Source organism: Formosa haliotis (genome assembly GCF_001685485.1).
Classification (GTDB): domain Bacteria; phylum Bacteroidota; class Bacteroidia; order Flavobacteriales; family Flavobacteriaceae; genus Formosa; species Formosa haliotis.
In genome coordinates this window covers 2,858,835-2,882,625 of sequence record NZ_BDEL01000001.1, presented here as the reverse complement: position 1 = coordinate 2,882,625, position 23,791 = coordinate 2,858,835, and the positions used below count along the sequence as shown (strand labels likewise).

Here is a 23,791-nt window from a genome sequence, read left to right as displayed (position 1 = left end):
AATAAAATATAAATGCAATGTATATTTATAATGTAACCTCAAATGTAAGCGATGCCGTCCTCGAGGATTGGTTAACCTGGATGAAACACGTACATATCCCGCAGGTGTTATCTGTTGGTACCTTTTACGAAGCCAAATTAACGCGGGTCCTTGTTGAAGAAGAAATGGGAGGCCAAACATACTCTGTACAATATCGTGCAAAAACACGTGAAGACTTAGATCGCTATTATACTCGATTTGCTGATGTATTACGAAATGAAGCTTTAAGAAAATTTGGCGAAAATGTATTAGCTTTTAGAACAGAACTCGAAGTTGTCGATATTTATACAGTTAAAAAAGACTAATTATTATGACGGTAAAAGCAAAAAAACATTTAGGTCAGCACTTTCTAAACGATGAAAATATTGCAGAACAAATTGCAAATTCATTATCGTTTCAAGGCTATAAAAATGTCTTAGAAATTGGTCCAGGTATGGGTGTTCTAACTAAATATTTGCTTGACAAGCCAACAAAAACCTATGTTATAGAAATTGATAGTGAATCTGTAGATTACCTAAAAGCAAACTACCTAAATTTAGCCGATAGAGTTATTGAAAAAGATTTCTTAAAATACGATATAAATGAGATTTTTAAAGGCGAGTCCTTTGCTGTAATTGGCAATTACCCATATAATATTTCAACACAAATTGTTTTTAAAACCTTAGAACTTCGCGATCAAATTCCGGAATTTTCGGGCATGTTTCAAAAAGAAGTCGCTCAGCGTATTTGCGAAAAAGAAGGCAGTAAAACCTATGGTATCTTATCGGTGTTAACTCAAGCCTTCTACGATGCCGAGTATTTATTTACCGTTCCACCGCAAGTGTTTAATCCGCCACCTAAAGTAGATTCTGGGGTACTGCGTTTAACCCGCAAAACAAATTACACCCTGCCTTGTAACGAAGACATGTTATTTAAAGTGGTAAAAGCAGCCTTTCAACAACGACGAAAAACACTTCGTAACAGTTTAAAAACATTCAATTTGTCCGATAATTTAAGAGAAGATAGTATCTTTGGCCAACGTCCAGAACAACTTTCGGTTGCTCAATTTATAGAGCTAACACAACGTATAGAAAACGACCTTAAAACACAACCTTAGTGGAAGAAAACGACGACAATATTCAGTTTAAAATAAGCGACGAGCTTATAGAAAACGTGGAACAATTAATTGAAGCTAAAGATGACACCAATATCTTAGCCCTTTTAAATGATTTCCACCACGCTGATATTGCCGAAATTTTAGAAGAAACAGACATAGACCACGCCACCTATGTTATAAAACTTCTCGACAGCGAAAAAACCTCCGATGTTTTAATGGAACTTGACGAGGATACGCGTGAAAAAATCCTTGCCACCCTATCTGCAAAAGAAATTGCCGAAGAAATTGAAGAGCTTGACACTGATGATGCTGCCGACATTATTTCCGAACTCCCTCAAGATCGTCAACAGCATGTAATTTCTCAAATCGAAGATCAAGAACACGCCCAAGACATTAAAGACTTATTGCGTTACGACGACAGAGTTGCAGGTGGACTTATGGCGAAAGAATTGGTTAAGGTTAACGAAAATTGGCGCATTACCCGTTGTGTGAAAGAAATGCGTGCCCAAGCCGAAGACGTTACCCGCGTACATTCCATTTACGTGGTAGATAACGACAACAAACTAATTGGTAGGTTATCGCTTAAAGACTTATTAATTGCGCCTACACGCGACCATATTTCAGATATTTACATTCCTAAAGTAGACTATGTTTATGTCGATGAAGATATTGAAGAGGTCGCAAAAATTATGCAAAAATACGACCTAGAGGCCATACCTGTAGTCGACAAAAATAAAACCCTTTTAGGCCGTATAACCATCGACGATATCGTAGATGTTATTCGCGAAGAAGCCGAAAAAGATTACCAGTTAGCGGCCGGTATTACACGCGATGTAGAAGCCGACGATAGCATCTGGAAACTTACAAAAGCCCGTTTGCCTTGGCTACTTATTGGTATGTTTGGCGGTCTGGGTGCTGCAAGTATTATAAACGGTTTTAGTTATGCCATGACCGAATTTCCTAAACTCCTAATCTTTATTCCTTTGGTGCAAGCAACCGCTGGTAACGTGGGGGTACAATCCTCTGCCATTGTGGTTCAAGGTCTAGCCAACGACACCGTAAAAGGCGAAATTTTTAAACGGCTTCTTAAAGAGTTTATCCTCGCTTTAGTTAACGGTGTTGCCATAGCAGCCATCGTATTAATTATTAGTCATTTTATATTTCAAACCTCATATTTAGTATCTGCAACCATATGTATTGCTCTAATTTCGGTAATCGTAATGGCGGCCTTAATTGGTACTTTTATCCCTATTTTCCTAGATAAACGTGGTATAGACCCTGCTGTTGCAACCGGACCCTTCATCACCACAAGCAACGATGTTTTCGGAATATTAATTTACTTCCTTATCGCAAAATTTATCCTAGGGTTTTAATTTGGGCGTTCCCTATCGGGCAGGCTTTCGCGACTCGCTTTGTTGGGCATTATGCCCAACAAGAGCTCAAACAAATCGCTCAATCCTTAACGCAAAAGTTCGTAACTTTGACAATCATTATTCAAACTTATGAACATCCTACACCTAGACAGCAATCACCCTCTTTTAAAAAATCAATTATCAGATTTAGGATTCACCAATCACGACGATTTTACATCCTCAAAATCAGAAATTGAAGCTAAAATACATCAATATCAAGGCATCATCATCCGAAGTAGATTCACAATAGACAAACAATTTCTAGATGCTGCTACCAATTTAAAATTTATTGGGCGTGTAGGCGCTGGTCTAGAAAATATAGATTGCGAGTATGCAGAATCTAAAGGCATCTACCTCATCTCTGCTCCAGAAGGCAACCGCAATGCCGTTGGCGAACATACCTTAGGCATGCTACTCTCTTTATTCAATAAACTCAATAAAGCCGATCGCGAAGTACGCGAAGGAAAATGGTTGCGCGAAGACAATCGCGGACTGGAACTAGACGGAAAAACTGTTGGGATAATTGGTTACGGAAACATGGGGAATGCCTTTGCTAAAAAGCTTCGCGGTTTCGATGTAGACGTATTATGTTACGATATTAAAGACGGTGTAGGCAACGAAAATGCCAAACAAGTATCTTTAGAAGACTTTCAAAACAGCGTCGATGTGGTAAGTTTACATACACCACAAACCCCACTTACCCTAAACATGATTAACAGCGACTTTATTAATAAGTTTAAAAAACCCTTTTGGTTTTTAAACACCGCAAGAGGCAAAAGTGTAGTTACAGCAGATTTAGTCTCGGCTCTAAAATCGGGACAAATTTTAGGTGCCGGTTTAGATGTTTTGGAATATGAAAAATCGTCGTTCGAGAACTTATTCAGAAAAAATACCACCTCGAGTGCAGTCGAAATGCCCGAAGCCTTTCAATATTTAATTCAGTCAGAACAGGTATTATTAACCCCACATGTAGCGGGTTGGACTATAGAAAGCAAAGAGAAATTGGCCCAAACCATTGTCGCCAAAATAAAAGAAAAATTTGCGTAACTTTAGGCTAAACTAACCTTTAGCTATATGACTTACGATGCCGACACTCCAGAAGAGTACATTAGCCAACTTCCTGAAAACCGCAAAGAACCCGTTAAGGCATTAAGGCAAGTTATTTTACAACATATTCCCGAGGGGTTTCAAGAAACCATGAACTATGGTATGATTGGCTATGTCGTACCGCATAAGCTATATCCTAACGGGTATCATTGCGACCCAAAATTACCCTTACCATTTATAAACATAGCATCACAAAAAAACTTTATTGCTTTATACCACATGGGTATTTACGCAGACGAAGCACTACTTCAATGGTTTAAAACAGAATACCCTAAACACTCTAAATACAAACTCGATATGGGAAAAAGCTGTATCCGATTTAAAAAACCGGAGGACATCCCCTTTGAGCTTATTGGCCAGCTTGTTTCAAAAATAAAAGTTAATCAGTGGATAGACACCTACGAGAAAACGATTAAAAAATAAATGTATACCATGAAAAAACGTGTAACAGGACTAGGCGGCATTTTTTTTAAAACCAAAAACCCAGAAGCTACCAAAGCGTGGTACGGCAAACATTTAGGACTGCCCGTAGACGATTACGGCTGCACCTTTTGGTGGAAAGACAAAACCGGTAATAATTGCTCTACCCAATGGTCGCCTTTTAAAGAATCTACCAACTATTTCGACCCTAGCGATAAACCTTTTATGATGAATTTTAGGGTAGAAAATTTAGTTGAATTACTAGCCGTTTTAAAAGAGGAAGGCGTGACTGTTGTTGGCGAATTAGAAGAATACGAATATGGTAAATTCGGCTGGATTCTAGACCCCGAAGGCAATAAGATTGAACTTTGGGAACCTATAGATGCTGCTTTTTTGTAATTCAATTTAATTTTTTTATTACCTTTATTTCACTAACCCTTTAAAACCAACCGTCTTATGGCCGATAAAAATAAAAATCTAGATGATAAGTTAGATGATGCTAAAAATGAAATTAACAAAGAGGCAAATGCATTCACCGAAGACACGCGAGAAATTATTGACGATGCTGAAGTAAAAGCTTCAGAATTTAAAAACGATATAAAGGAGGGTGTAAACGACCTTAAAAATGAAGCTTCAGAGTTAAATGATGAAGCTACAAAGGCCTTTGATGAGCTCTCTAACGATAGTAAAAAATCAATTAACAACGCAAAAGCTAAGGCCGAAGACTTTATTGCAAAGTCGAAAGCCGAAGGTAAAAAATTAGAAAACGACCTAAAAAATGAGGCCTCAGAACTTAAAAAAGAGGCTTCGGAAACAGCAGATAAAGTAAAAAAAGAGTTTGACAAACTTTCCGATGATAGCAAAAAAGCAGCAAACGAATTTGCTGCCGACACTAAAAAGAAAGTCGAAGAGGTTGAAAATGAAATTAAAAAAGATGTTGAAGATTTAAAAAAGGAGGCTTCTGAATTCTCTGAAAAAACTAAAAAGAAATTCGATGAGTATTCTAACGAGACAAAAGAAAAAGCAAATCATTTTTCAGAAGAATCCAAAAAGAAAGCCGATGAGTTTTCTGAAGACGCAAAAAAGTCTTTTGAAGACGCCAAAGGAAAAGCTTCAGACTTTGCCCAAGAAAGTAAAAAAGCAGCAAACGAATTTGCAGAAGATGCCAAACATATTTTAACCGATGGTAAAAACGTAGCCATTATTGCGCATTTAACCATTATTGGATTTGTAATTGCATTAATATTAAGCAATCAAAATAAAACACCCTATTCTTCTTTTTATATAAGACAAACATTAGGAATAGGAATTATGGGACTATTAAGCTTTATCCCACTTATAGGATGGTTAATTGGAATTTTCGCTTTTGTATTGTGGATTATAAGTTTAGTTAATGCCCTTGGCGGAAACATGAAACCCGTATTCGCAGTAGGAGATAAATTTCAAGAATGGTTTTCTTCAATCTAATAGCAAAAAAGGCCTTCAGAATTAATTTTTTGAAGGCTTTTTAAATATTTAACTCCTTTTCTTACTCTGATTCTTTACGCGATTTAAACAGGCCATTTAATAAATTATCGGCTGCCTTTTTTATACGATCTTGGCTCACGGAATCTTTAGATTTATTGGAATCCGTGGTTTTATCACCATCTTTTTCATCACTACCTTTTAAGAAACTATTTAAAGCCTCGGTAACTTTATTTGCACCTTCGTTAAGTAATTTATCTTTTTGCATGTCTACTATTTTATTAGATAATGCAGAGACAGTAGCATTTAAATCTGTAGAAATCGACGGGCTATTCACTCGCCCACCAATATCGGCGGTTACCGGTACGGTTATATTTTGAGCTTCGGTATCGTCTAACTTAGTCAACAGCTTTTGGGCCTCTTTTCCTAAATATTTTGCAGGCACATCAAAAGTTGCTCGATAATCTATAGACTGGTCAAATCCGTGACGCCCAGAAACCTGAACGGCAATATCGTCGAATTTAAGGTTAAACGGTGGTACATGAACCTGACCATCGCTAAAACTTAAGGTAGTTTTTATGGTTTTGGTTTCGCCTTCTTTAAAATTTAAAAACGTTAAGCGATCTACTAAGCTAGAAAGCACCTGGTTTTCTTCTGGAGTAACATCATTGACCAAAACTTCGGCCAAAGCAGTACCCGAAATGGTATTTAAATTTGGAGTAAAATCTGAATTTAAATCGCCATTAAATTCGAATTTAGAATTTAAAACACCCTGAAACGCTTGCGCTATTGGGGCTATTGCTTTTAACATGTCTAATCCTTTAAAAGACTTAGCCATATCAAGTTGATTCATATTCAATTTAAAATTAAATGTTGGAGTCTCCGACTTTGTAGCGACCATCCCATCTAAACCAATCTGGCCATCAAAAATATTCGATTTAAAATTTGAAATCTTTACCGTTTCATCCTTAATAACTAAGATTCCGGATGCTTGCTCTAAGATTAAATCGTCGTAAATAACCTGTTGTGCATTGGCTACAATAGTTGCATCTAAAAAAGCGGGAATTTTAATATGTTCTGCACCTGTAGCTTGCTTAGATTTTTCTGTCTCAAGGTCTCTTGGGGTATCTGTTTTTGCTTCGGAATTATCGTCTGAAATAGCTTTCGTCATAAAATCATTAACTGCAAAAGTTTTGGAATTCAGCTTAAAATCACCTTTTAAAACCTCGTTGTTAAACATATAACCCAATACATTTTTAATTGTTCCGGTAGCCGACAAATCGGTACTACCCGTTTTGGCTTCAAAAGCATTCAAACCAACATCTTCGCTATTAAAACTTAAATCTGCTTTAGAAATTTGAATAGGATGAATCTGTTCTTCAGAATTAATTTCGAAATTGCTTAATTTTAAAGATCCCTTGTTTCTTGTATCTTGATACCTGCCCTCTTCTACAGATTTCATATCGAAAGCCGTATGAATATCGGCATCTAAAATCCCTTGTAATTGCTGCTCTACCGAAAATGGGTAAGCTTGCGATAGTTTACTTAAATTTATGCGTCCTTTTAAATTGGCATTCACCAATGGATTACCCATTAACTCCTTGATACTCGCATTGGCATTAAACACATCTTGTGCTATTTTAAAACTAAGGGCATTAATATTAACATAAGTATCTTCTTTCACCCCAGTATTGTTAGCAATTTTTGTATCGATTGTTATTTGAGATACCGATTCTGGCAAATCTGGATATTTAAAAGATGCATTGTTTGAGGTTATGCCAATATTGAACTTAGGTATATGTGTTTCATCTAGCGTTCCGTTTATCTGACCATCAACCGCAAAATCCCCTGTGGTTTGCACCTGATCAATTTCTTTAGAGTATGCTTCCGGAATTAGGGCTAAAAAGTTTTTAAAATCTGTCGAGGGCGTTTTAAATGTAAGATTGATATCCTGACTGCCCTCATTAACTTTTACAACCCCATCAAAAACCAATTCTAACTGATTAATTAAAGCTGTATTTTCTAGAAATGTATATGTATTTTGCTCTAAATCTACACCTAGTTTAGCGTCTAATTTAATAGGAGTATTTTTTAAATAATTCGTACCTCCCATATCTAACGATAATTTCCCACTTGTTTTGGTGTCTAATTCTGAAACGATTGCCGACAAATCACCAGTTCCCGAATGGTTAAAATCGTTTAGTTCCACATGAATACCGCCTTGTTCGTCAAGGTATTTAATTTGTGTATTTGTGATTTCGTAATGTTGAATTGAAAGCGCTATCTCTGATGTTTCGGTATTGTTTTGCTTTGGAGCTTCGACCTCACCTTTTTTAGCGATGTCGTAATTCACATTGCCATTTTTATCTACAAGTATATTTAAAACGGCACCATCAATACTAAATGCATTTACTGTATATGGCTCACCTTCATCCTTAAAAAGCTGATTTAGAGGTACTGTAATATTGGCGGCTTTGGCTGATACTAACGTTTGCCCAGAAAATGCGCCTGTATTAACAATATGCATATCGTTAACGGCTACGCTAAGTTCTGGAAAACTACGAATAAAACTAATATCGGCATCGGCAAAATCGAATTCTGCATCGATATTTTTGTTAATAGTCTGCTTTACAATGTTTAATATTTTGTCTTCAAATAGAAAAGGAGCAGCAATAAGAAAAACCAAAAGCAATCCGATTACAATACCTATAATTTTGAGTGTCTTTTTCATATTTATTTTATTAATAAACCGCTACAAGGATCTTATAAGCTTGCAAAAATGATATTAAATTAGCAGACGTGAGTAGAGTTTAATATAAGTTTAGTGTTTGCTAGCAATTAGACCTGGAGCAGATTCCTTTTTAAATAACTAGTCAAAGAAACTTAAAGTTAATAAGACTTAGGAACGATATCGCGAGGAATATTAACGCATTTAGAGAACCACGAGCATACCGTTTAAATAGGTTATGCATGTTTTTGATCGGTTATGATTTTTAAGTCGTAATCTTGAAGCTCCCTACAAACAAAAAAATGGGGTTACCAAAATATGGTTAAAGCTTAATTTAAATATAGCAGAACGATATGGGGTTTCATTTCAGAAATCAAAATCACAGAAGGTTTGCTCTCGCTAAAGCAAGCTATAAAACCCAAAAATGATGTTTATTTAAATGCTTTTAAAAAAAATCAAGATTTTAAGCAAACATCATTCTTAGATTATCTTGTATTAAAATTTTAGGTATGCTGTGGTGGTTCGCCTCCATTCCCCGAGAATCTGCGTTCCAATTCTTCTTGAAACTCTTCCATAACAGGGCGTACCGTACTTTCTGGTAAGTCGGCTATTTTTATATACATCAAACCATCTACGGCATTATTAAATAAGGGGTCCACATTAAAGGCCACTAACCTTGCATTCTGTTTAATATACTTTTTAAGGAGTACTGGTAATCTTAAATTTCCTGGTTCTACCTCATCAATAATTTTATCGAATTTATTTAAATCGGCTTCCGTAGAATCGAAAACAAAATCCTTATCTGCATCTTTTAGTTTAACCTTAAACTCTTTTTTAGGATGCACATATTGCGCCACATATGGATCGTAATAGTGCGATTTCATAAATTCGATCATCAAGGATTTCGAAAAATTAGAAAACTGATTACTAATACTTACCCCGCCTATTAAATATTTATGCTCTGGGTATCTTAATGTGGTGTGCACAATTCCTCGCCAAAGTAAAAACAACGGCATCGGTTTTAATTGAAATTCTTTAATTATAAATGCGCGACCCATTTCTATAGATTCGCTCATCATTTTATGTAATTCAGGCTCGAATCGGAATAAATCTTGAAGATAAAATCCGTCTATTCCAAACTTTTTATAAATTTCGGAACCAAGTCCCATTCTATAGGCCCCCGCAATTACTTTCTGCTCGTCATCCCAAAGAAACATATGGTGATAGTAACTATCAAACTTATCTAAATCTATAGATTCGTTAGTCCCTTCGCCAACTTCACGAAATGTTATTTCACGCAAACGACCAATTTCACGAAGGATATTAGGTATTTCTTTTGCTGATGCCAAAAACACCTCGTAATTCTTACTTTGTAGCAAACGACAATCTGAAGTTCGTAAATGATCGACCTCTTCATTCATTAAAATAGAATCTACCGGAGTTACAATACGTGCTGGAGGCTTTGTAGACTTTAAATTTAAAGTAGACGTTAAACTGTCTAGAATTTTAGACTTTTCCTCGAAAGCATTGGCTAACATATAGGTTTTTCGTCTTAAAAATTCCGAAAATTCAGGTAAAGTGGCATGCTCCTTTTGGTCTGAAACCGTAATTGCTTTTCCAATACGCACTTTAATTATACGACGTTTTTGGTTAAGTAATTCCGAAGGTAATTTTGCCGTTCTTAAGGTATCGCTCATTTTAGAAAGTTCGTAAAACAACTTACTATTTTTAGCGTGAAAATAAATTGGCACTACAGGTACTTCGGCACGTTTTACCAATTTTAAAGCCGCGGCTTCCCAAGGGCGATCTACTACCAATTTCCCTTCGCGGTAGGTAGAGACTTCACCTGCAGGAAATACACCCAACGGATGACCGTCGCGTAAATGCGACAAAGCATTTTTAAAACCAGCAACACTAGACTGTATGTCTTTCCTGTCTTCAAACGGGTTAACAGGCATAACAAATGGCTTCAAGGGCTCGATACGGTGTAACAAGAAATTCGCCATAATTTTATAATCGGGGCGCTGTTCTAGCATTAATTTTAATAATAAAATACCATCAATCCCTCCTAACGGATGATTAGAAACTGTTATAAACGCTCCGTCTTTTGGCAAGCGCTTTAAATCTTCTTCAGGGATTTCGAACTTAACTTTAAATTCGTCTAATATACTGTCCAGAAACTCAACATTAGATAAATGTTTATTCCGTAAATAAATTTTATTTAATCTAGAAATTCTAAGGAGTTTCATCAATCCCCATCCGGCAAAAGTCCCAAAAAACCCGAATTTATCGGCCTTAATAGCTTTTGCTATCTCCTTTGGAGTTACTAATCCTTTTTCTATCTTTTTAGCCATGCAGCAAATGTAGTGAATTGTTTAAATAGTTACTATTTGAACCGTATCTTGAGTGCGTTGTTTTAGTAAAATATCTTTATTTTTTTCAATTAAAGCAATGGCTTCGGCATTATAATGCCTAACGGTATAAAGTGAAACGTTTTTAACTAGTGTTACTTTATATTTAATTTGAAAATGTTTTACAACCTGTTCTATGTTATGAAAACCATCTTCTACACATACAGAAAAACTAATGGCTGAATTCTGAATAAGATCAACTTTCATTTTAAAAAGATGTAAAATATTAAAAATATCGCTGATATTCTCTTCTACAATGTATGAAAAATCTAAAGAAGTTAAACCAATTAATAGTTGATTTTTCTTAACTATATAACACGGAATCTGAGGTGTATTGCCATTTTCTGCTTGTACTTTAGTGCCTTTTGCTTCCGGATTTAAAAATGATTTTACAAATAACGGAATTCCTTTTTGTTGCAAAGGTTGCAGCGTTTTAGGATGAATAACACTGGCACCGTAAAAAGCTAGCTCTATAGCTTCGCGATAAGACAATTGTTCTAAAAGTTGAGCTTCTAGAAAATGTCTAGGGTCGGCATTTAAAACCCCGGGCACATCTTTCCAGATCGTTACACTTTCTGCGTGTAAACCATATGCAAAAATCGCAGCACTGTAATCGCTACCTTCTCGCCCTAAAGTGGTGGTATGTTTTGTATGACTTCCTAAAAATCCCTGGGTAACTACCATCGAGGAGACGCTCTGCAAGGGTTCTATTAAACGAGTGGTGACTTCCCAATCTACTGTGGCTCGCCTATAATTGGAATCGGTTTTTATAAAATCGCGGACATCTAACCATTTGTTTTCTACACCAAAATCGTTTAAATAGGCACTTACAATGGTAGTAGACAGCAATTCGCCGAAACCAATAATTTGATCGTAAACAAAATCGAAATCGGTAGAATCGTTAGTGTTTAAAATAGAAGTTAAAGCGTCAAAATGTGTTTGTATGGCTTTAAAAATTGGATGATTTAAATCTGAAAAAAGGTCTGAAGCTATCGTATGGTGATACTGCTGGATAGCCATTATAGAGGCTTCTAAATCTGAACTGTTATTAAGATAATTATCTATAAGGCCTTCAAAAGCATTCGTCATTTTTCCCATTGCAGACACGATAACCACTGTGTTTTTGTCTGCATAGTGTTTTAAAATCTGTGCAAGATTTTTAACACTAGCAGCATCTTTTACAGAAGCGCCTCCAAATTTAAATACTTTCATGTTACAGCTTATCGATATAAGATTTTATAGCCGCTTCATTTAATTGCACCACATCCCAGTCGCGTAATACGGTAGCCCCTTTACTTTCGTAAAAAGCAATGGCTGGCTGGTTCCAATCTATAACTTCCCAATTAATACGTTTGGCTCCACGACTATGGCCATATTTCACAACTTCGTTAAGCAAAGCTGTACCCATTCCTGTTCCTCTAAAATCTTTGTTTACAATTAAATCTTCTAAATGAATTATAGGTCCTTTCCATGTAGAATACCTATTATACACCAATGCAATACCTTTTACTTCGCCCTCAACTTCGGCTACAAAACACTTAAATAAAGGTTGTTCTCCAAATCCATCACGTTCTAAATCGCTTAAAGTGACTTCTACCGCATTTGGCTCTTTTTCAAAAATTGCTAATTCATTAATTAATTGCAATACTGCCGACATATCTTCAATTTTTGCCGGTCTAATTTTAAAATTCATAATATTTTTTTAAGACTTCAAATATATGTAAAATGTGTGGATTATAATTTTAACTCAAACGTTGTAATTTAACAAAAAACACGATATTTGCACAAACAAACGCTACTCATACAATGTCAAAAAAGAACAAAACATTAGGTGAATTTATTATCGAACACCAACACGCTTTTAAATACACCACAGGTGAATTAACACGATTACTTAACTCCATCCGTTTAGCCGCAAAGGTTGTAAACTACGAAGTAAATAAAGCGGGATTAGTAGATATTATAGGATTAGCCGGCGATGTAAATATACAAGGTGAAGATCAGCAAAAACTAGATGTGTATGCTAACGACACCTTTATTCAAACCTTAACCAATAGAAATATTGTTTGTGGAATTGCTAGTGAAGAGGAAGACGATTTTATTTCAATTAACAGTTTAGATTCTAATAACCAGAATAAATATGTGGTATTAATAGACCCTTTAGATGGCTCTTCTAATATCGATGTAAACGTATCTGTAGGAACTATTTTTTCTGTTTACAGACGTGTTACTCCTATTGGAACTCCTGTTACTATAGACGATTTCTTGCAAGAAGGTAACCAACAAGTTGCTGCCGGATATATTGTTTACGGTACTTCTACTATGTTAGTGTATACTACTGGTGCCGGTGTTAACGGTTTTACGTTAAACCCTGCTATTGGAACATTTTACTTGTCGCATCCAGACATGTCTTTTCCTGTAGATGGAAATATTTACTCGTGTAACGAAGGAAACTATATTCATTTCCCTCAAGGTATAAAAGACTACATTAAGTATTGCCAAAAAGATGAAGGCGACAGACCTTATACTTCTAGATACATTGGATCGTTAGTATCAGATTTCCATAGAAACATGATTAAAGGAGGAATTTATTTATACCCTAAAAGTTCTAAAAACGAAAAAGGAAAATTACGTTTACTTTACGAATGTAACCCAATGGCATTCTTGGCCGAACAAGCTAACGGAAAAGCTAGCGATGGTTTTAATCGTATAATGGATATAAAACCTACAGAATTACACGAACGTGTTCCTTTTATTTGTGGAAGTAAACACATGGTTGAAAAAGCTGAAGAATTTATGCGTAACGCAAAGTAATTAAAGCCCATAAAAAAAAGCGATCATTCAATATGATCGCTTTTTTTATATCGTAAAAACAGACTTTATTATCTGTTCATTAATTTTATTTCTTCAATAAAGGTGTCTAAATCAACACCATCTGTTACCAGTGTTAAAGCTTTATCTACAATATACTTTACATTTTCTGGAGAAAACCCTAGACCTATACCAATTTTACGAATTAGTATTTCCTCGTGATCTCCTTTAATATGATCTACAGCGACCATACGCGCCAAATCGTATAAACGCTCTAATCGTCTAGTATAATCTACTGGTGGATTTATAGGGTGCGATTTATAATCCTTTAAAATTTGCTCGTAATCGTTATCATGTATGTGTAAATTTCTAGCCAATCGATCTAAGAATGCTTTTTCATCATTAGAAATTATACCATCATCCATAGCTACACGAACAATAGCCGCAAAATGATCTTTATTACGCTCTGTAAATCCGCTATCAAATAATTTTGAATAAGACATATGTTTTACTTTTTAAAATATCTAATAAAATTAACGACACATGCCTAACATGTTTAAATATCATCAATTTTTGAGGCTAAATTTAATAAAATTCAAAATATTTAAGCACTTTAAATTCATAAATCGTTAACATTTTTTCTTTTCACATACATTATATTTGCACAAAATAAATTGTCTTGAGTAAAAACAATCTCTTGCAAACATTTGCACAAACTTTGCAAACGCAAAATTTGCAAAATGCTATTGCCATAAACGAAAACAAAACCGTTGTTAAAGGGCTTGTAGGGTCGTCATTTTCTCTAGTTGTTGCCGAAGTTTTTAAGTATGCCGAAAAACCTTTTCTTCTTATTTTTAACGATAAGGAAGAAGCGGCCTACCATTTAAACGATTTAGAACAACTATTAAACACAAAAGATGTTCTTTTCTACCCTGGAAGTTACCGTAGACCATACCAAATAGAGGAAACCGATAACGCCAACGTACTCTTACGTGCCGAGGTTTTAAACCGTATAAATTCGCGTAAAAAACCAGCCATAATTGTTACCTATACCGATGCCCTATTTGAAAAAGTTGTTACCAAGAAAGAGCTAGAACGCAACACCTTAAAAATTGCCATAAACGACAATTTATCGATAGAATTTGTAAACGAAATGTTGTTCGAATACAAGTTTAAACGTGTAGATTTTGTTACAGAACCTGGCGAATTTTCTGTTCGTGGGGGAATTGTAGATGTCTTTTCTTTTTCGCACGACGAACCTTATCGTATAGAATTTTTTGGAGATGATGTAGATAGCATAAGAACCTTCGATGTAGAAACCCAACTCTCTACCGAGCAAATCAAGAAAATTAGCATTATTCCTAATGTTGAAAATAAATTTTTAGATGAAAGTCGAGAAAGTTTTCTAGAATATATCGCAAGTAAAACAGTGGTGTTTTCTAAAAACAGTCAGTTGCTTTTTTCTGGAAGCGATGTGCTATTTGGCAAAGCAGAAGATGCTTTTAAAACCCTTAATTCTGAAATTAAACACCATACTCCAAACGAGTTGTTTTGTAATTCGGAATTACTAAAAAAACAACTTTTAAAATTCACGGTTGTAGAGTTTGGTAGCGGATATTATTTCCATAAAGACACAGACGAAACTATTGTTTACCACACCACACCGCAACCCTCATTCAATAAACAATTCGATCTTTTAATTGAAGATTTAAACAGCAATCACAATAAAGGATTTACCAATTATATTGCTTGTGTAAGCGAGCAGCAGGCCAAACGTTTTCACGATATTTTTAAAGATATAGAGCAAGGCGTATCGTACCAAACCTTAGTCCTGTCTTTAAATCAAGGGTTTATAGATCACGACAATAAAGTGTTGTGTTATACCGATCATCAAATCTTTGAACGTTACCATAAGTTCAGTCTTAAAAACGGCTATGCAAAAAAGCAAGCCATAACCTTAAAGGAGCTTACAAATTTAGAAATTGGCGATTACGTTACCCATATAGACCATGGTGTAGGCCGTTTTGGCGGACTTCAAAAAATTGATGTTGAAGGCAAAAAACAAGAAGCTATAAAACTAATTTATGGCGAGCGAGATATTTTGTATTTAAGCATACATGCGCTTCATAAAATAACAAAGTTTAACGGGAAGGACGGCAAACCACCTAAAGTCCATAAACTAGGAAGTAACGCTTGGAAGGTTTTAAAACAAAAAACAAAAACTCGGGTTAAAGAAATTGCCTTTAATTTAATTCAGCTTTACGCCAAACGTAAGCTAGAGAAAGGTTATCAATACAATCCAGATAGCTATTTGCAACACGAGTTAGAGGCTTCTTTTATTTACGAAGACACTCCAGACCAAAGCACCTCGACAGCAGACATTAAATCGGATATGGAAAGCGAGCGCCCCATGGATCGTTTAGTTTGTGGTGATGTTGGTTTCGGAAAAACGGAAGTCGCCATTCGTGCCGCTTTTAAAGCTGTAGATAATGGTAAACAAGTGGCTGTTTTAGTACCCACAACCATTTTAGCCTACCAACACCATAAAACTTTTAGCGAGCGTTTAAAAGATTTTCCTGTTACGGTAGATTATGTAAACCGATTTAGATCGGCTAAAGAAAAACGAGATACTTTAGAACGTTTAGAAAAAGGGCATGTCGATATTATTATCGGGACACACCAACTGGTTAATAAAAGTGTAGTGTTTAAAGATTTAGGATTATTAATTGTCGATGAAGAACAAAAATTTGGAGTAGCCGTTAAAGAGAAACTTAAAACACTCAAAGAAAATGTGGATGTGTTAACCTTAACCGCCACACCAATTCCTAGAACACTTCAGTTTAGTTTAATGGCGGCCCGAGATTTATCGGTAATCACCACACCTCCACCCAATAGATACCCTATAGAAAGTCACGTTATTCGTTTTGAAGAAGAAACCATTCGCGATGCCGTGAGTTACGAAATTCAGCGTGGCGGACAAATTTATTTCATTCATAATCGTATTGAAAATATTAAAGAAGTTGCTGGTTTAATTCAGCGCCTAGTTCCCGATGCAAAAGTTGGCATTGGTCACGGCCAAATGGAAGGTAAAAAATTAGAAGCATTAATGTTGTCTTTTATGAATGGTGAATTCGACGTCTTAGTAAGTACAACCATAGTAGAAAGTGGTTTAGATGTCCCTAATGCCAACACCATTTTTATTAATAATGCGAATAATTTTGGACTCAGCGATTTGCACCAAATGCGAGGTCGTGTAGGACGAAGTAACAAAAAAGCCTTCTGTTATTTTATAACACCAGAATATTCTGCAATGACAGAAGATGCTAGAAAACGAATTACCGCATTAGAACAATTTACAGAACTAGGAAGCGGCTTTAATATTGCCATGAAAGATTTAGAAATTCGAGGGGCTGGCGATTTATTAGGAGGCGAACAAAGCGGTTTTATAAATGATATTGGTTTCGATACGTATCAGAAAATTTTGAGCGAAGCCATTGAAGAATTAAAGGAAAACGAATTTAAAGATTTATATCCGGATGATGATAAACCAAAAGAATATGTTAAAGACATTTCTATAGACACCGACTTTGAATTGTTATTCCCAGACGACTATGTAAATAACATTGCCGAACGTTTAAACCTATACACCCAACTAAATAATTTAAAAACGGAAGCTGAGTTAATTACCTTCGAAAAAGAATTAATAGATAGATTTGGTGAATTGCCAACGCAAGTTGTAGATTTACTAAACAGTGTACGTGTTAAGTGGCTTGCCATACATATTGGTTTAGAAAAAATCGTGATGAAACAAGGTAAAATGGTGGGCTATTTTGTAAGCGATCAGCAAAGTTCGTTTTACCAAAGCGAAAGCTTTACCAAGGTTTTAAAATTTGTTCAATCCCATCCTAAAGCATGTAAAATGAAAGAAAAACAAACACGTGCAGGCCTTCGATTACTCTTAACTTTCGATCATATAAAAACAGTAAAACAAGCCTTATTAGCGCTTCAACCTATATCAAATTAAAATTATGAAAAAGATATTATTCGCCTTATTTATACTTCCAACGCTCATGTTGGCTCAGCATAAAATTTCAGGAACCTTTACACCCGCAGCGAGTTACAAAGCTGCCATTTTGTACAAATTAAATCCGTCGAACAATGAATACATCAGTAATGCTGATATAGTAAATGGTCAATTCGAACTCGATCTAGACGCTACTTTAAAACCGGGTATGTATCGTATTGTTTATGCCTTACCACAAGAACAATATAACTTCAATTTTATTTATAATAATGAAGATGTTGTTTTCAATTACGATCAACAAAAAGGAGTTTCTTTTCTAACCTCTAAAGAAAATCAGATTCTAAACAAATACAAAAGTGACATGTTCGCTATAAAATCGAAAATCAATTCATTCTACGGACAACCCAATCAAGATGAATCGGAATATATGGACTGTATAGCAGAACTAACTGCTGTTCAAGATCAAGCAGAAAAGGAATCCAAAGGTATGATTGCGAATCATTTTATTGTTGCAGAAAAACCATACATCCCTACAACCTTTGAAGATGCTCCAACCTATTTCAACAACTTTAAAAAACATTATTTTAAACCAATTAATTTTAGCGATCCGGTATTACAAAATTCCAGTTTTTTAATGGACTCTGCTATGAGTTACGTTTTTATTTTTGTAGATAAAGACGACAAAAACACTTCGTATAAAAATAATATAGACGATGTGGTTCGAGTTACTTCAAAAGAAAAAGTTATACAGAAATCGATTTTAGAAGTATTATGGACACAGTTTAAAGAACGCCAAAACGAGGAGGTTGCCAATTATATTGCATCAAAATATCTTCAAAAATTATTAGACCCCGTAAAAGACGAAATGCTAATTACAGATATGAAAGCATTTCAAAATACAGCTATTGGCGCAACGGCTCCAGACTTTTCTTGGCCCTCTAAAGTGGGTAGCACAAAGCTTAGCCAGTTGAGTGGAAAAGATTTTTATATTGTTACGTTTTGGAGCAGTACTTGCTCGCATTGTTTGGCAGAATTACCTGTTTTAAAAGCCTATTTAAAAGACAAACCGAATATTCAGGTACTTGCTATTGGTCTAGAAGATGAACGCCCTAATTGGGAAAATACCATTAAAAACTACACCGAGTTTACACAAATTTATGGTCACGGTAAATGGGATAACCCAATTCCTATTGCTTATGGAGTTTCAGGTACACCGTCGTTCTTTGTACTGGACAAAAACAAAAAAATTATCGCTAAACCAGACGATGTAGAAAAATTAAAGGCGTTTTTAGATACGAAACTTTAATTTTTAAACACCTGTCCTTTAATTAATGCAAACCAAAAGACACCTTGAACTCACATTCAAGGTGTCTTTTGTTATTTTATTTTTCAGTTTTATAGCTTTTCAAGTCGCAAGGATTAACCAGATCGCCTTAATTTATACACCCATACTACCCAACTTCATGCTGCGGTTTAATTTAAAAACGATTCAAAATTAGACACGGCAATCTGCATACATCGGGAGCGTGCTACTATAAGTGACCAAGCATAGGCAACAGAACAAATATCTACTCGGGCCCAAAAAATCTATATATTAAGTTGCTAAACTTTACACCACTAACTACAAAACTTCCAAAGCATAAGAACACCTTCTAGTTAGACCTTATTTTGAGCCTTTAATCACCCACGATTTTAGGCTTTTATCTGTGGTCTTTCGAGACTGCAACGTTAAAGATCTCGACATATAAGGTCCTGCATTGCTGCTTTCACTTCCCGCCGCAAGACAAAGACTAGGTTCTTCTTTGGGGCTAAATTCTCCCGTTTCCTTAGTGTAAACAAATTTTTGATTGGAAGATTCCGGGTCGCTTTTAACCAGACTTATAGTCAATCCAATTTTTGGTCCACCAAGCATAGCTGCACAGTAGCCTGGATAGGTCGCCGAACAAATTTGCTGAGTGTCTTCATCGTAATAAAATAACACATCTTCACCATTTGGTTTGCAGGAATGTACATGTAACGTATCGTTAAAACCTTTGCTCATGGTATCGATACAATAGCCTAACTTGTCTTTCTCGTCTAGATTATCTGCTAGATAAATTATAGGTTCTGGCGATTGAATTTCAGGTTTAACACTGCCATTAATTTTATTGGTTTCGGGGTTTTGATTTGTAGCTTCGCTTTGATTTTCCTTTTTATAAGAATTACAACTCAAAACCAAGGCTAACAGCCAAAGGGTAATTACATTTTTCATTCTGACGCTTTTTTTATCTCTCCAGTAATAGAACAAGAAGATTTTACCGTATTAAATATAGTCCCAAATTTTTCGATATTCTTTTTAAGTAAGTTAATATTTAAATTATCGTCTTTACTATAAATGGTTAATTCATAGTTTATGTCCTCCATTCTGGGAGGTTTCTCTAACCGGCTAGCATTAACTATTATTTCAGCTTTCGAATATTCAAAATTCATAATAGCAGAAAAACGCTCCACATTTTTTAGTATACAAGCCGAAAATGATCCTAAAAATAATTCGGCTGGATTTGGTAAAAGATCTGCCGACTCTGGGGTAATTCCGAAGCCAATGTCTGATTCCTTTATTTTAATTGATGCGATATTCTTAGAAGCTGATTGTGCTTTCGTATAATATTTCATAATCATTGAGTTTTTATTAATTCGTCGGCAGCAATTAAATATTACCGCTCACTAAGGCTTAAATTAGTTATTATTCTTAATCATCCCGATTTTAAAACATTGAAAAACCCTCGGTTCACATTCATCTTAGCTTTGGCTCTAGATTTAGGCTTCTAACTTAGTGAGTGTCCTTCAAACTACATGCTGAGGTTTATCATTTAAAAACGATTCAAAATTAGACACGGCAATCTGCATACATCGGGAGCGTGCTTCTATAGGTGCCCAAGCAATATGAGGTGTAATTATACAGTTTTTTGCTTTCAACAAGGGGTTGTCTGAAGTGATGGGTTCTTGAGAAACCACATCTACTGCGGCAGCTGCAATCTTATCAGAATTTAAAGCCTCGGCTAAATCGGCTTCAACAACTAAGCCGCCTCTAGAGGTGTTTATTAAAAATACCTCAGCTTTCATTTTAGCGATAGTTTCCGAATTTATAAGTCCTTCGGTATCTTTTGTTAAGGGACAATGTAAACTAATTACATCTGCTTCAGCTAATAAAGTATCTAATTCAACAAAAGTTAAGGTATCGGTTTCAAACTCCTTATAAACGGTTCTATTATAAACCAAAACTTGCATGCCAAATGCCTGGGCTAAAGCCGCTGTGGCTTGACCTATTTGACCAAAACCAATGAGTCCCATGGTTTTTCCTTCCAATTCAATTAAAGGTGAATTCCAGAAACTAAAATCTTCCGAATGCTCCCATTGCCCTTCTTTAACAGCACGATTATGATCGCCTACATGGTGACAAAGTTCTAACAGCAATGCCATGGTAAATTGTGCCACCGATTTGGTGCTATAAGCCGGTACATTGGTTACCACCACACCTTGCTTTTTGGCAGCTTCTATATCGATGATATTATAACCCGTCGCAGTTACACCAATATATTTTAACTGAGGTAACTGTGATAATACTTCTGCCGACAATGGAACTTTATTTGTTAAAACTGCTTCGGCGTCGCCTATGGCTTCAATTATAGAATTGGTGTCTACAGCAATCCGGTCGTAAATAACTATATCGGCAATGGCTTTTAAAGCATCCCAACTTAAATCTCCTGGATTTAGCGTGTATCCATCTAATATTACAATCTTCATATCTTATTAAGTATTGTTTTAAGCGAATTTAAAAATAATAAAATGCGTCTTCTAAATGTTCTATTTCAAATCCTTTAGCGGTTTTTATAAGTGCAATAATATCAAAACGCACCTCTACATCTAAATTATGAGCTAAAACATAGGCATCTACGGCAGTCACTAAGCGCTGAATTTGCTTTGGCTTTACAAAATCTTGTGGATTTCCAAACTCTGAAGTCGATCGTGTTTTTACCTCAACAACGGCTAAGATCTCATCTTTTCTAGCCAAAATATCTACTTCAGCTTTTTGGTATCTGTAATTTTGCTCTAAAATTTGATATCCATTTTTCAGAAGAAAATTCATCGCAATCCCCTCACCTTCTTTACCTAAATCGTTATGTTGTGCCATGATTTAAATTGTAGAATACATATTCCCTACAAGTTAATAATTTATCTCTTAAAAATATAATTCAGAAATGCTGTAATAAAGCTCTAAATAAACCGAGTAAATTCGCGAGAAACCCTATACTTTATAAAAACTTTAATAAATGAAACCCTAGTAAAACCGTATATTTGGCATCTTTAATATCCTAAAAATGAAAAAACTAATCTTAATTTTAACCGTATTGATTACCAGTAATTTAGCAAGCGCCCAAAAAGTGATGAATCCCGAATTGCTTTGGAGCGTAAAACGCATTAGTGTAATGGGAATGTCTAACGATGCTTCACACATTTTTTATAGTGTGAAAATCCCAAATATTGAAAATAATAACTTCGATACTACCTATTTTAAAATACCTACCGCTGGAGGTACAGCTGTTAAAATTGAGAAGGATGATGCTTTAGTTGCAGATAAAAACATATCGCCAGATGGCACTTTAAAACTGTTTCATAAAGCGGTGCACATACAAGATATAAAAGCTACAGATTTATATAAAAATTTAGATAAAGCAGATGCTTATGTGTTTACAGAGTTAGATAACCGCCATTGGGATGCTTGGAGCGACGGCTCTTACGAGCATGTATTTTACAAAGACGTAAATGCCGATGATGAGACCGCAACAGACATTATGCCTAACGAACCGTATTACTCGCCACAACGTCCGTTTGGAGGCGACGAAGATTATATTTGGTCGCCAGACAGTAAAAGTATTTACTACGTTAGTAAAAAATTAAAAGGAACGGCCTACGCAACGAGTACCAATACCGATATTTACAAATACGATATTGCTACTAAAACCACGACTAACATTACGGAAGGCAACAAGGGGTACGACACAAATCCAGCATTCGCTAAGACAGGGGCTTTAGCTTGGTTGCAAATGAAAACCGATGGTTACGAAAGCGATAAAAACGACCTTATTGTTTTAGAAAATGGCATCAAACAAAATCTAACTCAGCAATGGGACGGCACGGTAAACAGTTTTAAATGGAGTAACGACGGTACTAAACTTTACTTTACCGCAGCTACAGATGGTACAATTCAGTTATTTAGTGTGAATTATCCAGGTAAAAAACGAATGGCTCCTGTAGTAGAACAATTATCTAAGGGTGAATTTGATATTCGTGGAATTGTTGCTGAAGTTAACAACACGCTAATTGTTACACGAGGTGATATGAATCATGCGAGTGAGATTTATTCGTTTCAGTTGAAAGACAAATCGTTTAAGCAATTATCATCAGTAAACAATGCATTTTATAGTGGTTTAGATTTACCTAAAGTAGAAAAACGCTATGTAACGACTACCGACAATAAAAAAATGTTAGTTTGGGTGATATTACCACCTAACTTCGATCCGAATAAGAAATATCCGACCTTATTATATGCGCAAGGCGGACCACAATCGCCATTATCTCAGTTTTATTCTTACCGATGGAATTTCCAATTAATGGCATCGCAGGGCTACATTATTGTTGCTCCAAACCGAAGAGGAATGCCTGGTCATGGTGTAGAATGGAACGAAGCGATTAGTAAAGATTGGGGCGGACAAGTTATGGATGATTACCTTTCTGCTATAGATGATGTTGCTAAAGAACCGTATGTAGATAATAACCGCTTAGGTGCAATTGGTGCAAGTTACGGCGGATATTCGGTGTTATATTTAGCCGGTATACACAACAAACGCTTTAAAACGCTTATTGCCCACGATGGGGTTTTCGATACCCGAACCATGGCTGGAACTACAGAAGAAATCTTTTTCACAAACCATGATTTTGGTGGCAATTATTGGGATAAATCGAACACCATAGCTCAAAAAGCCTTTAATGAATTTAACCCTGTTAACCACGTAGATAAATGGGATACTCCTATTTTAATTATCCAAGGTGGAAAAGATTATCGTGTACCAATCGAGCAAGGTTTAGCAGCTTTCCAAGCGGCACAATTACGAGGTATTAAAAGTAAATTATTGTATTTACCTGAGGAAAATCACTGGGTGCTTCAACCACAGAATGCATTGGTTTGGCAACATGAATTTTTTAAATGGTTAAAAGAAACCTTATAAATTGCATTTACGT

Annotated in this window: 20 protein-coding genes; 11 read left to right on the top strand and 9 right to left on the bottom strand. The window is 35.6% G+C overall.

Features of this window, described 5'->3' with window-relative positions:
* Window positions 1–17: 17 nt before the first annotated feature.
* The 7 genes from A9D35_RS11965 to A9D35_RS19250 all read left to right on the top strand — a co-directional run bounded on the left by A9D35_RS11965 (window position 18) and on the right by A9D35_RS19250 (window position 5,541).
* Window positions 18–344: a DUF4286 family protein gene (locus tag A9D35_RS11965; RefSeq protein ID WP_066223332.1), complete on the top strand. Its 327-nt coding sequence runs from the start codon at window positions 18–20 to the stop codon at window positions 342–344.
* Window positions 345–349: 5 nt separating this feature from the next.
* A complete protein-coding gene (rsmA, locus tag A9D35_RS11960) occupies window positions 350–1,135 on the top strand; it encodes a 16S rRNA (adenine(1518)-N(6)/adenine(1519)-N(6))-dimethyltransferase RsmA (protein ID WP_066223330.1) in 786 nt (261 codons plus the stop codon).
* Window positions 1,135–2,508 carry a magnesium transporter gene (gene mgtE / locus A9D35_RS11955; RefSeq protein ID WP_083191689.1) on the top strand — a complete coding sequence of 458 codons (1,374 nt, stop codon included), beginning with the start codon at window positions 1,135–1,137 and terminating at the stop codon, window positions 2,506–2,508. Before rsmA ends, mgtE begins: the two co-directional genes overlap by 1 nt.
* A 129-nt stretch (window positions 2,509–2,637) precedes the next feature.
* The gene (locus A9D35_RS11950; RefSeq protein WP_066223327.1) at window positions 2,638–3,594 is read left to right on the top strand and encodes a 2-hydroxyacid dehydrogenase; all 957 of its coding nucleotides are present in this window, start codon (window positions 2,638–2,640) and stop codon (window positions 3,592–3,594) included.
* Between the two features lie 27 nt (window positions 3,595–3,621).
* On the top strand, window positions 3,622–4,077 hold the full coding sequence (locus tag A9D35_RS11945; protein ID WP_066223326.1) for a DUF1801 domain-containing protein: 456 nt from the start codon (window positions 3,622–3,624) through the stop codon (window positions 4,075–4,077).
* A 9-nt stretch (window positions 4,078–4,086) separates the two neighbouring features.
* Window positions 4,087–4,473, top strand: a complete 387-nt coding sequence (locus tag A9D35_RS11940; protein WP_066226050.1) for a VOC family protein — start codon at window positions 4,087–4,089, stop codon at window positions 4,471–4,473.
* 57 nt (window positions 4,474–4,530) lie between these two features.
* Window positions 4,531–5,541 (top strand): DUF4870 domain-containing protein, encoded by a 1,011-nt coding sequence (locus A9D35_RS19250; RefSeq protein WP_235817895.1) that lies wholly within the window; start codon window positions 4,531–4,533, stop codon window positions 5,539–5,541.
* Window positions 5,542–5,602: 61 nt separating this feature from the next.
* On the opposite strand, the gene A9D35_RS11930 is transcribed toward A9D35_RS19250, so the two are convergent.
* The 4 genes from A9D35_RS11930 to A9D35_RS11915 form a co-directional block, all read right to left on the bottom strand.
* Window positions 5,603–8,269, bottom strand: a complete 2,667-nt coding sequence (locus A9D35_RS11930; RefSeq protein ID WP_066223324.1) for an AsmA family protein — start codon at window positions 8,267–8,269, stop codon at window positions 5,603–5,605.
* Window positions 8,270–8,769: 500 nt separating this feature from the next.
* On the bottom strand, window positions 8,770–10,620 hold the full coding sequence (locus tag A9D35_RS11925; protein WP_066223322.1) for a GNAT family N-acyltransferase: 1,851 nt from the start codon (window positions 10,618–10,620) through the stop codon (window positions 8,770–8,772).
* A gap of 21 nt (window positions 10,621–10,641) precedes the next feature.
* The gene (locus A9D35_RS11920; RefSeq protein ID WP_066223320.1) at window positions 10,642–11,889 is read right to left on the bottom strand and encodes an aspartate kinase; all 1,248 of its coding nucleotides are present in this window, start codon (window positions 11,887–11,889) and stop codon (window positions 10,642–10,644) included.
* A gap of 1 nt (window position 11,890) precedes the next feature.
* Complete coding sequence (locus tag A9D35_RS11915) at window positions 11,891–12,370, bottom strand: GNAT family N-acetyltransferase (protein ID WP_066223319.1); 480 nt, start codon at window positions 12,368–12,370, stop codon at window positions 11,891–11,893.
* Between the two features lie 113 nt (window positions 12,371–12,483).
* Between A9D35_RS11915 and fbp the strand changes: the two genes are divergently transcribed.
* Window positions 12,484–13,491, top strand: coding sequence for a class 1 fructose-bisphosphatase (fbp, locus tag A9D35_RS11910; RefSeq protein WP_066223317.1), 1,008 nt, complete (start codon window positions 12,484–12,486; stop codon window positions 13,489–13,491).
* Window positions 13,492–13,559: 68 nt separating this feature from the next.
* Here the strand turns inward: fbp and A9D35_RS11905 are convergent, their stop codons facing one another.
* Window positions 13,560–13,991: a tellurite resistance TerB family protein gene (locus A9D35_RS11905; RefSeq protein ID WP_066223315.1), complete on the bottom strand. Its 432-nt coding sequence runs from the start codon at window positions 13,989–13,991 to the stop codon at window positions 13,560–13,562.
* A 194-nt stretch (window positions 13,992–14,185) separates the two neighbouring features.
* On the opposite strand from A9D35_RS11905, the gene mfd reads away from it, so the two are divergent.
* Both mfd and A9D35_RS11895 read left to right on the top strand, forming a co-directional pair.
* Window positions 14,186–17,512, top strand: coding sequence for a transcription-repair coupling factor (gene mfd, locus A9D35_RS11900; RefSeq protein WP_439951242.1), 3,327 nt, complete (start codon window positions 14,186–14,188; stop codon window positions 17,510–17,512).
* A 4-nt stretch (window positions 17,513–17,516) separates the two neighbouring features.
* Window positions 17,517–18,818 carry a TlpA family protein disulfide reductase gene (locus A9D35_RS11895; RefSeq protein ID WP_066223310.1) on the top strand — a complete coding sequence of 434 codons (1,302 nt, stop codon included), beginning with the start codon at window positions 17,517–17,519 and terminating at the stop codon, window positions 18,816–18,818.
* A gap of 357 nt (window positions 18,819–19,175) precedes the next feature.
* Here A9D35_RS11895 and A9D35_RS11890 read toward each other — a convergent pair whose 3' ends face one another.
* The 4 genes from A9D35_RS11890 to A9D35_RS11875 form a co-directional block, all read right to left on the bottom strand.
* Entirely contained in the window at window positions 19,176–19,763 is a 588-nt protein-coding gene (locus A9D35_RS11890; RefSeq protein WP_066223308.1) for a ricin-type beta-trefoil lectin domain protein, read from the bottom strand.
* Entirely contained in the window at window positions 19,760–20,164 is a 405-nt protein-coding gene (locus A9D35_RS11885) for an OsmC family protein (protein WP_066223306.1), read from the bottom strand. Before A9D35_RS11885 ends, A9D35_RS11890 begins: the two co-directional genes overlap by 4 nt.
* A gap of 171 nt (window positions 20,165–20,335) precedes the next feature.
* On the bottom strand, window positions 20,336–21,295 hold the full coding sequence (locus tag A9D35_RS11880) for a D-2-hydroxyacid dehydrogenase (RefSeq protein ID WP_066223304.1): 960 nt from the start codon (window positions 21,293–21,295) through the stop codon (window positions 20,336–20,338).
* A gap of 28 nt (window positions 21,296–21,323) precedes the next feature.
* Window positions 21,324–21,683 carry a YraN family protein gene (locus tag A9D35_RS11875; protein WP_066223302.1) on the bottom strand — a complete coding sequence of 120 codons (360 nt, stop codon included), beginning with the start codon at window positions 21,681–21,683 and terminating at the stop codon, window positions 21,324–21,326.
* A gap of 187 nt (window positions 21,684–21,870) precedes the next feature.
* Between A9D35_RS11875 and A9D35_RS11870 the strand changes: the two genes are divergently transcribed.
* Window positions 21,871–23,778 carry a S9 family peptidase gene (locus tag A9D35_RS11870; RefSeq protein WP_066223300.1) on the top strand — a complete coding sequence of 636 codons (1,908 nt, stop codon included), beginning with the start codon at window positions 21,871–21,873 and terminating at the stop codon, window positions 23,776–23,778.
* Window positions 23,779–23,791: the final 13 nt, after the last annotated feature.

Bases quoted from the DNA above. Each gene is read 5' to 3' on its own strand.
- rsmA (WP_066223330.1), top strand. From the start codon at position 350: ATGACGGTAAAAGCAAAAAAACATTTAGGTCAGCACTTTCTAAACGAT.
- A9D35_RS11895 (WP_066223310.1), top strand. From the start codon at position 17,517: ATGAAAAAGATATTATTCGCCTTATTTATACTTCCAACGCTCATGTTG.
- A9D35_RS11945 (WP_066223326.1), top strand. From the start codon at position 3,622: ATGACTTACGATGCCGACACTCCAGAAGAGTACATTAGCCAACTTCCT.
- A9D35_RS11925 (WP_066223322.1), bottom strand. From the start codon at position 10,620: ATGGCTAAAAAGATAGAAAAAGGATTAGTAACTCCAAAGGAGATAGCA.
- A9D35_RS11880 (WP_066223304.1), bottom strand. From the start codon at position 21,295: ATGAAGATTGTAATATTAGATGGATACACGCTAAATCCAGGAGATTTA.
- A9D35_RS11950 (WP_066223327.1), top strand. From the start codon at position 2,638: ATGAACATCCTACACCTAGACAGCAATCACCCTCTTTTAAAAAATCAA.
- A9D35_RS11930 (WP_066223324.1), bottom strand. From the start codon at position 8,269: ATGAAAAAGACACTCAAAATTATAGGTATTGTAATCGGATTGCTTTTG.
- A9D35_RS11890 (WP_066223308.1), bottom strand. From the start codon at position 19,763: ATGAAAAATGTAATTACCCTTTGGCTGTTAGCCTTGGTTTTGAGTTGT.
- A9D35_RS11940 (WP_066226050.1), top strand. From the start codon at position 4,087: ATGAAAAAACGTGTAACAGGACTAGGCGGCATTTTTTTTAAAACCAAA.
- A9D35_RS11875 (WP_066223302.1), bottom strand. From the start codon at position 21,683: ATGGCACAACATAACGATTTAGGTAAAGAAGGTGAGGGGATTGCGATG.
- A9D35_RS11870 (WP_066223300.1), top strand. From the start codon at position 21,871: ATGAAAAAACTAATCTTAATTTTAACCGTATTGATTACCAGTAATTTA.
- A9D35_RS19250 (WP_235817895.1), top strand. From the start codon at position 4,531: ATGGCCGATAAAAATAAAAATCTAGATGATAAGTTAGATGATGCTAAA.
- A9D35_RS11915 (WP_066223319.1), bottom strand. From the start codon at position 12,370: ATGAATTTTAAAATTAGACCGGCAAAAATTGAAGATATGTCGGCAGTA.
- A9D35_RS11965 (WP_066223332.1), top strand. From the start codon at position 18: ATGTATATTTATAATGTAACCTCAAATGTAAGCGATGCCGTCCTCGAG.
- A9D35_RS11920 (WP_066223320.1), bottom strand. From the start codon at position 11,889: ATGAAAGTATTTAAATTTGGAGGCGCTTCTGTAAAAGATGCTGCTAGT.
- A9D35_RS11905 (WP_066223315.1), bottom strand. From the start codon at position 13,991: ATGTCTTATTCAAAATTATTTGATAGCGGATTTACAGAGCGTAATAAA.
- fbp (WP_066223317.1), top strand. From the start codon at position 12,484: ATGTCAAAAAAGAACAAAACATTAGGTGAATTTATTATCGAACACCAA.
- A9D35_RS11885 (WP_066223306.1), bottom strand. From the start codon at position 20,164: ATGAAATATTATACGAAAGCACAATCAGCTTCTAAGAATATCGCATCA.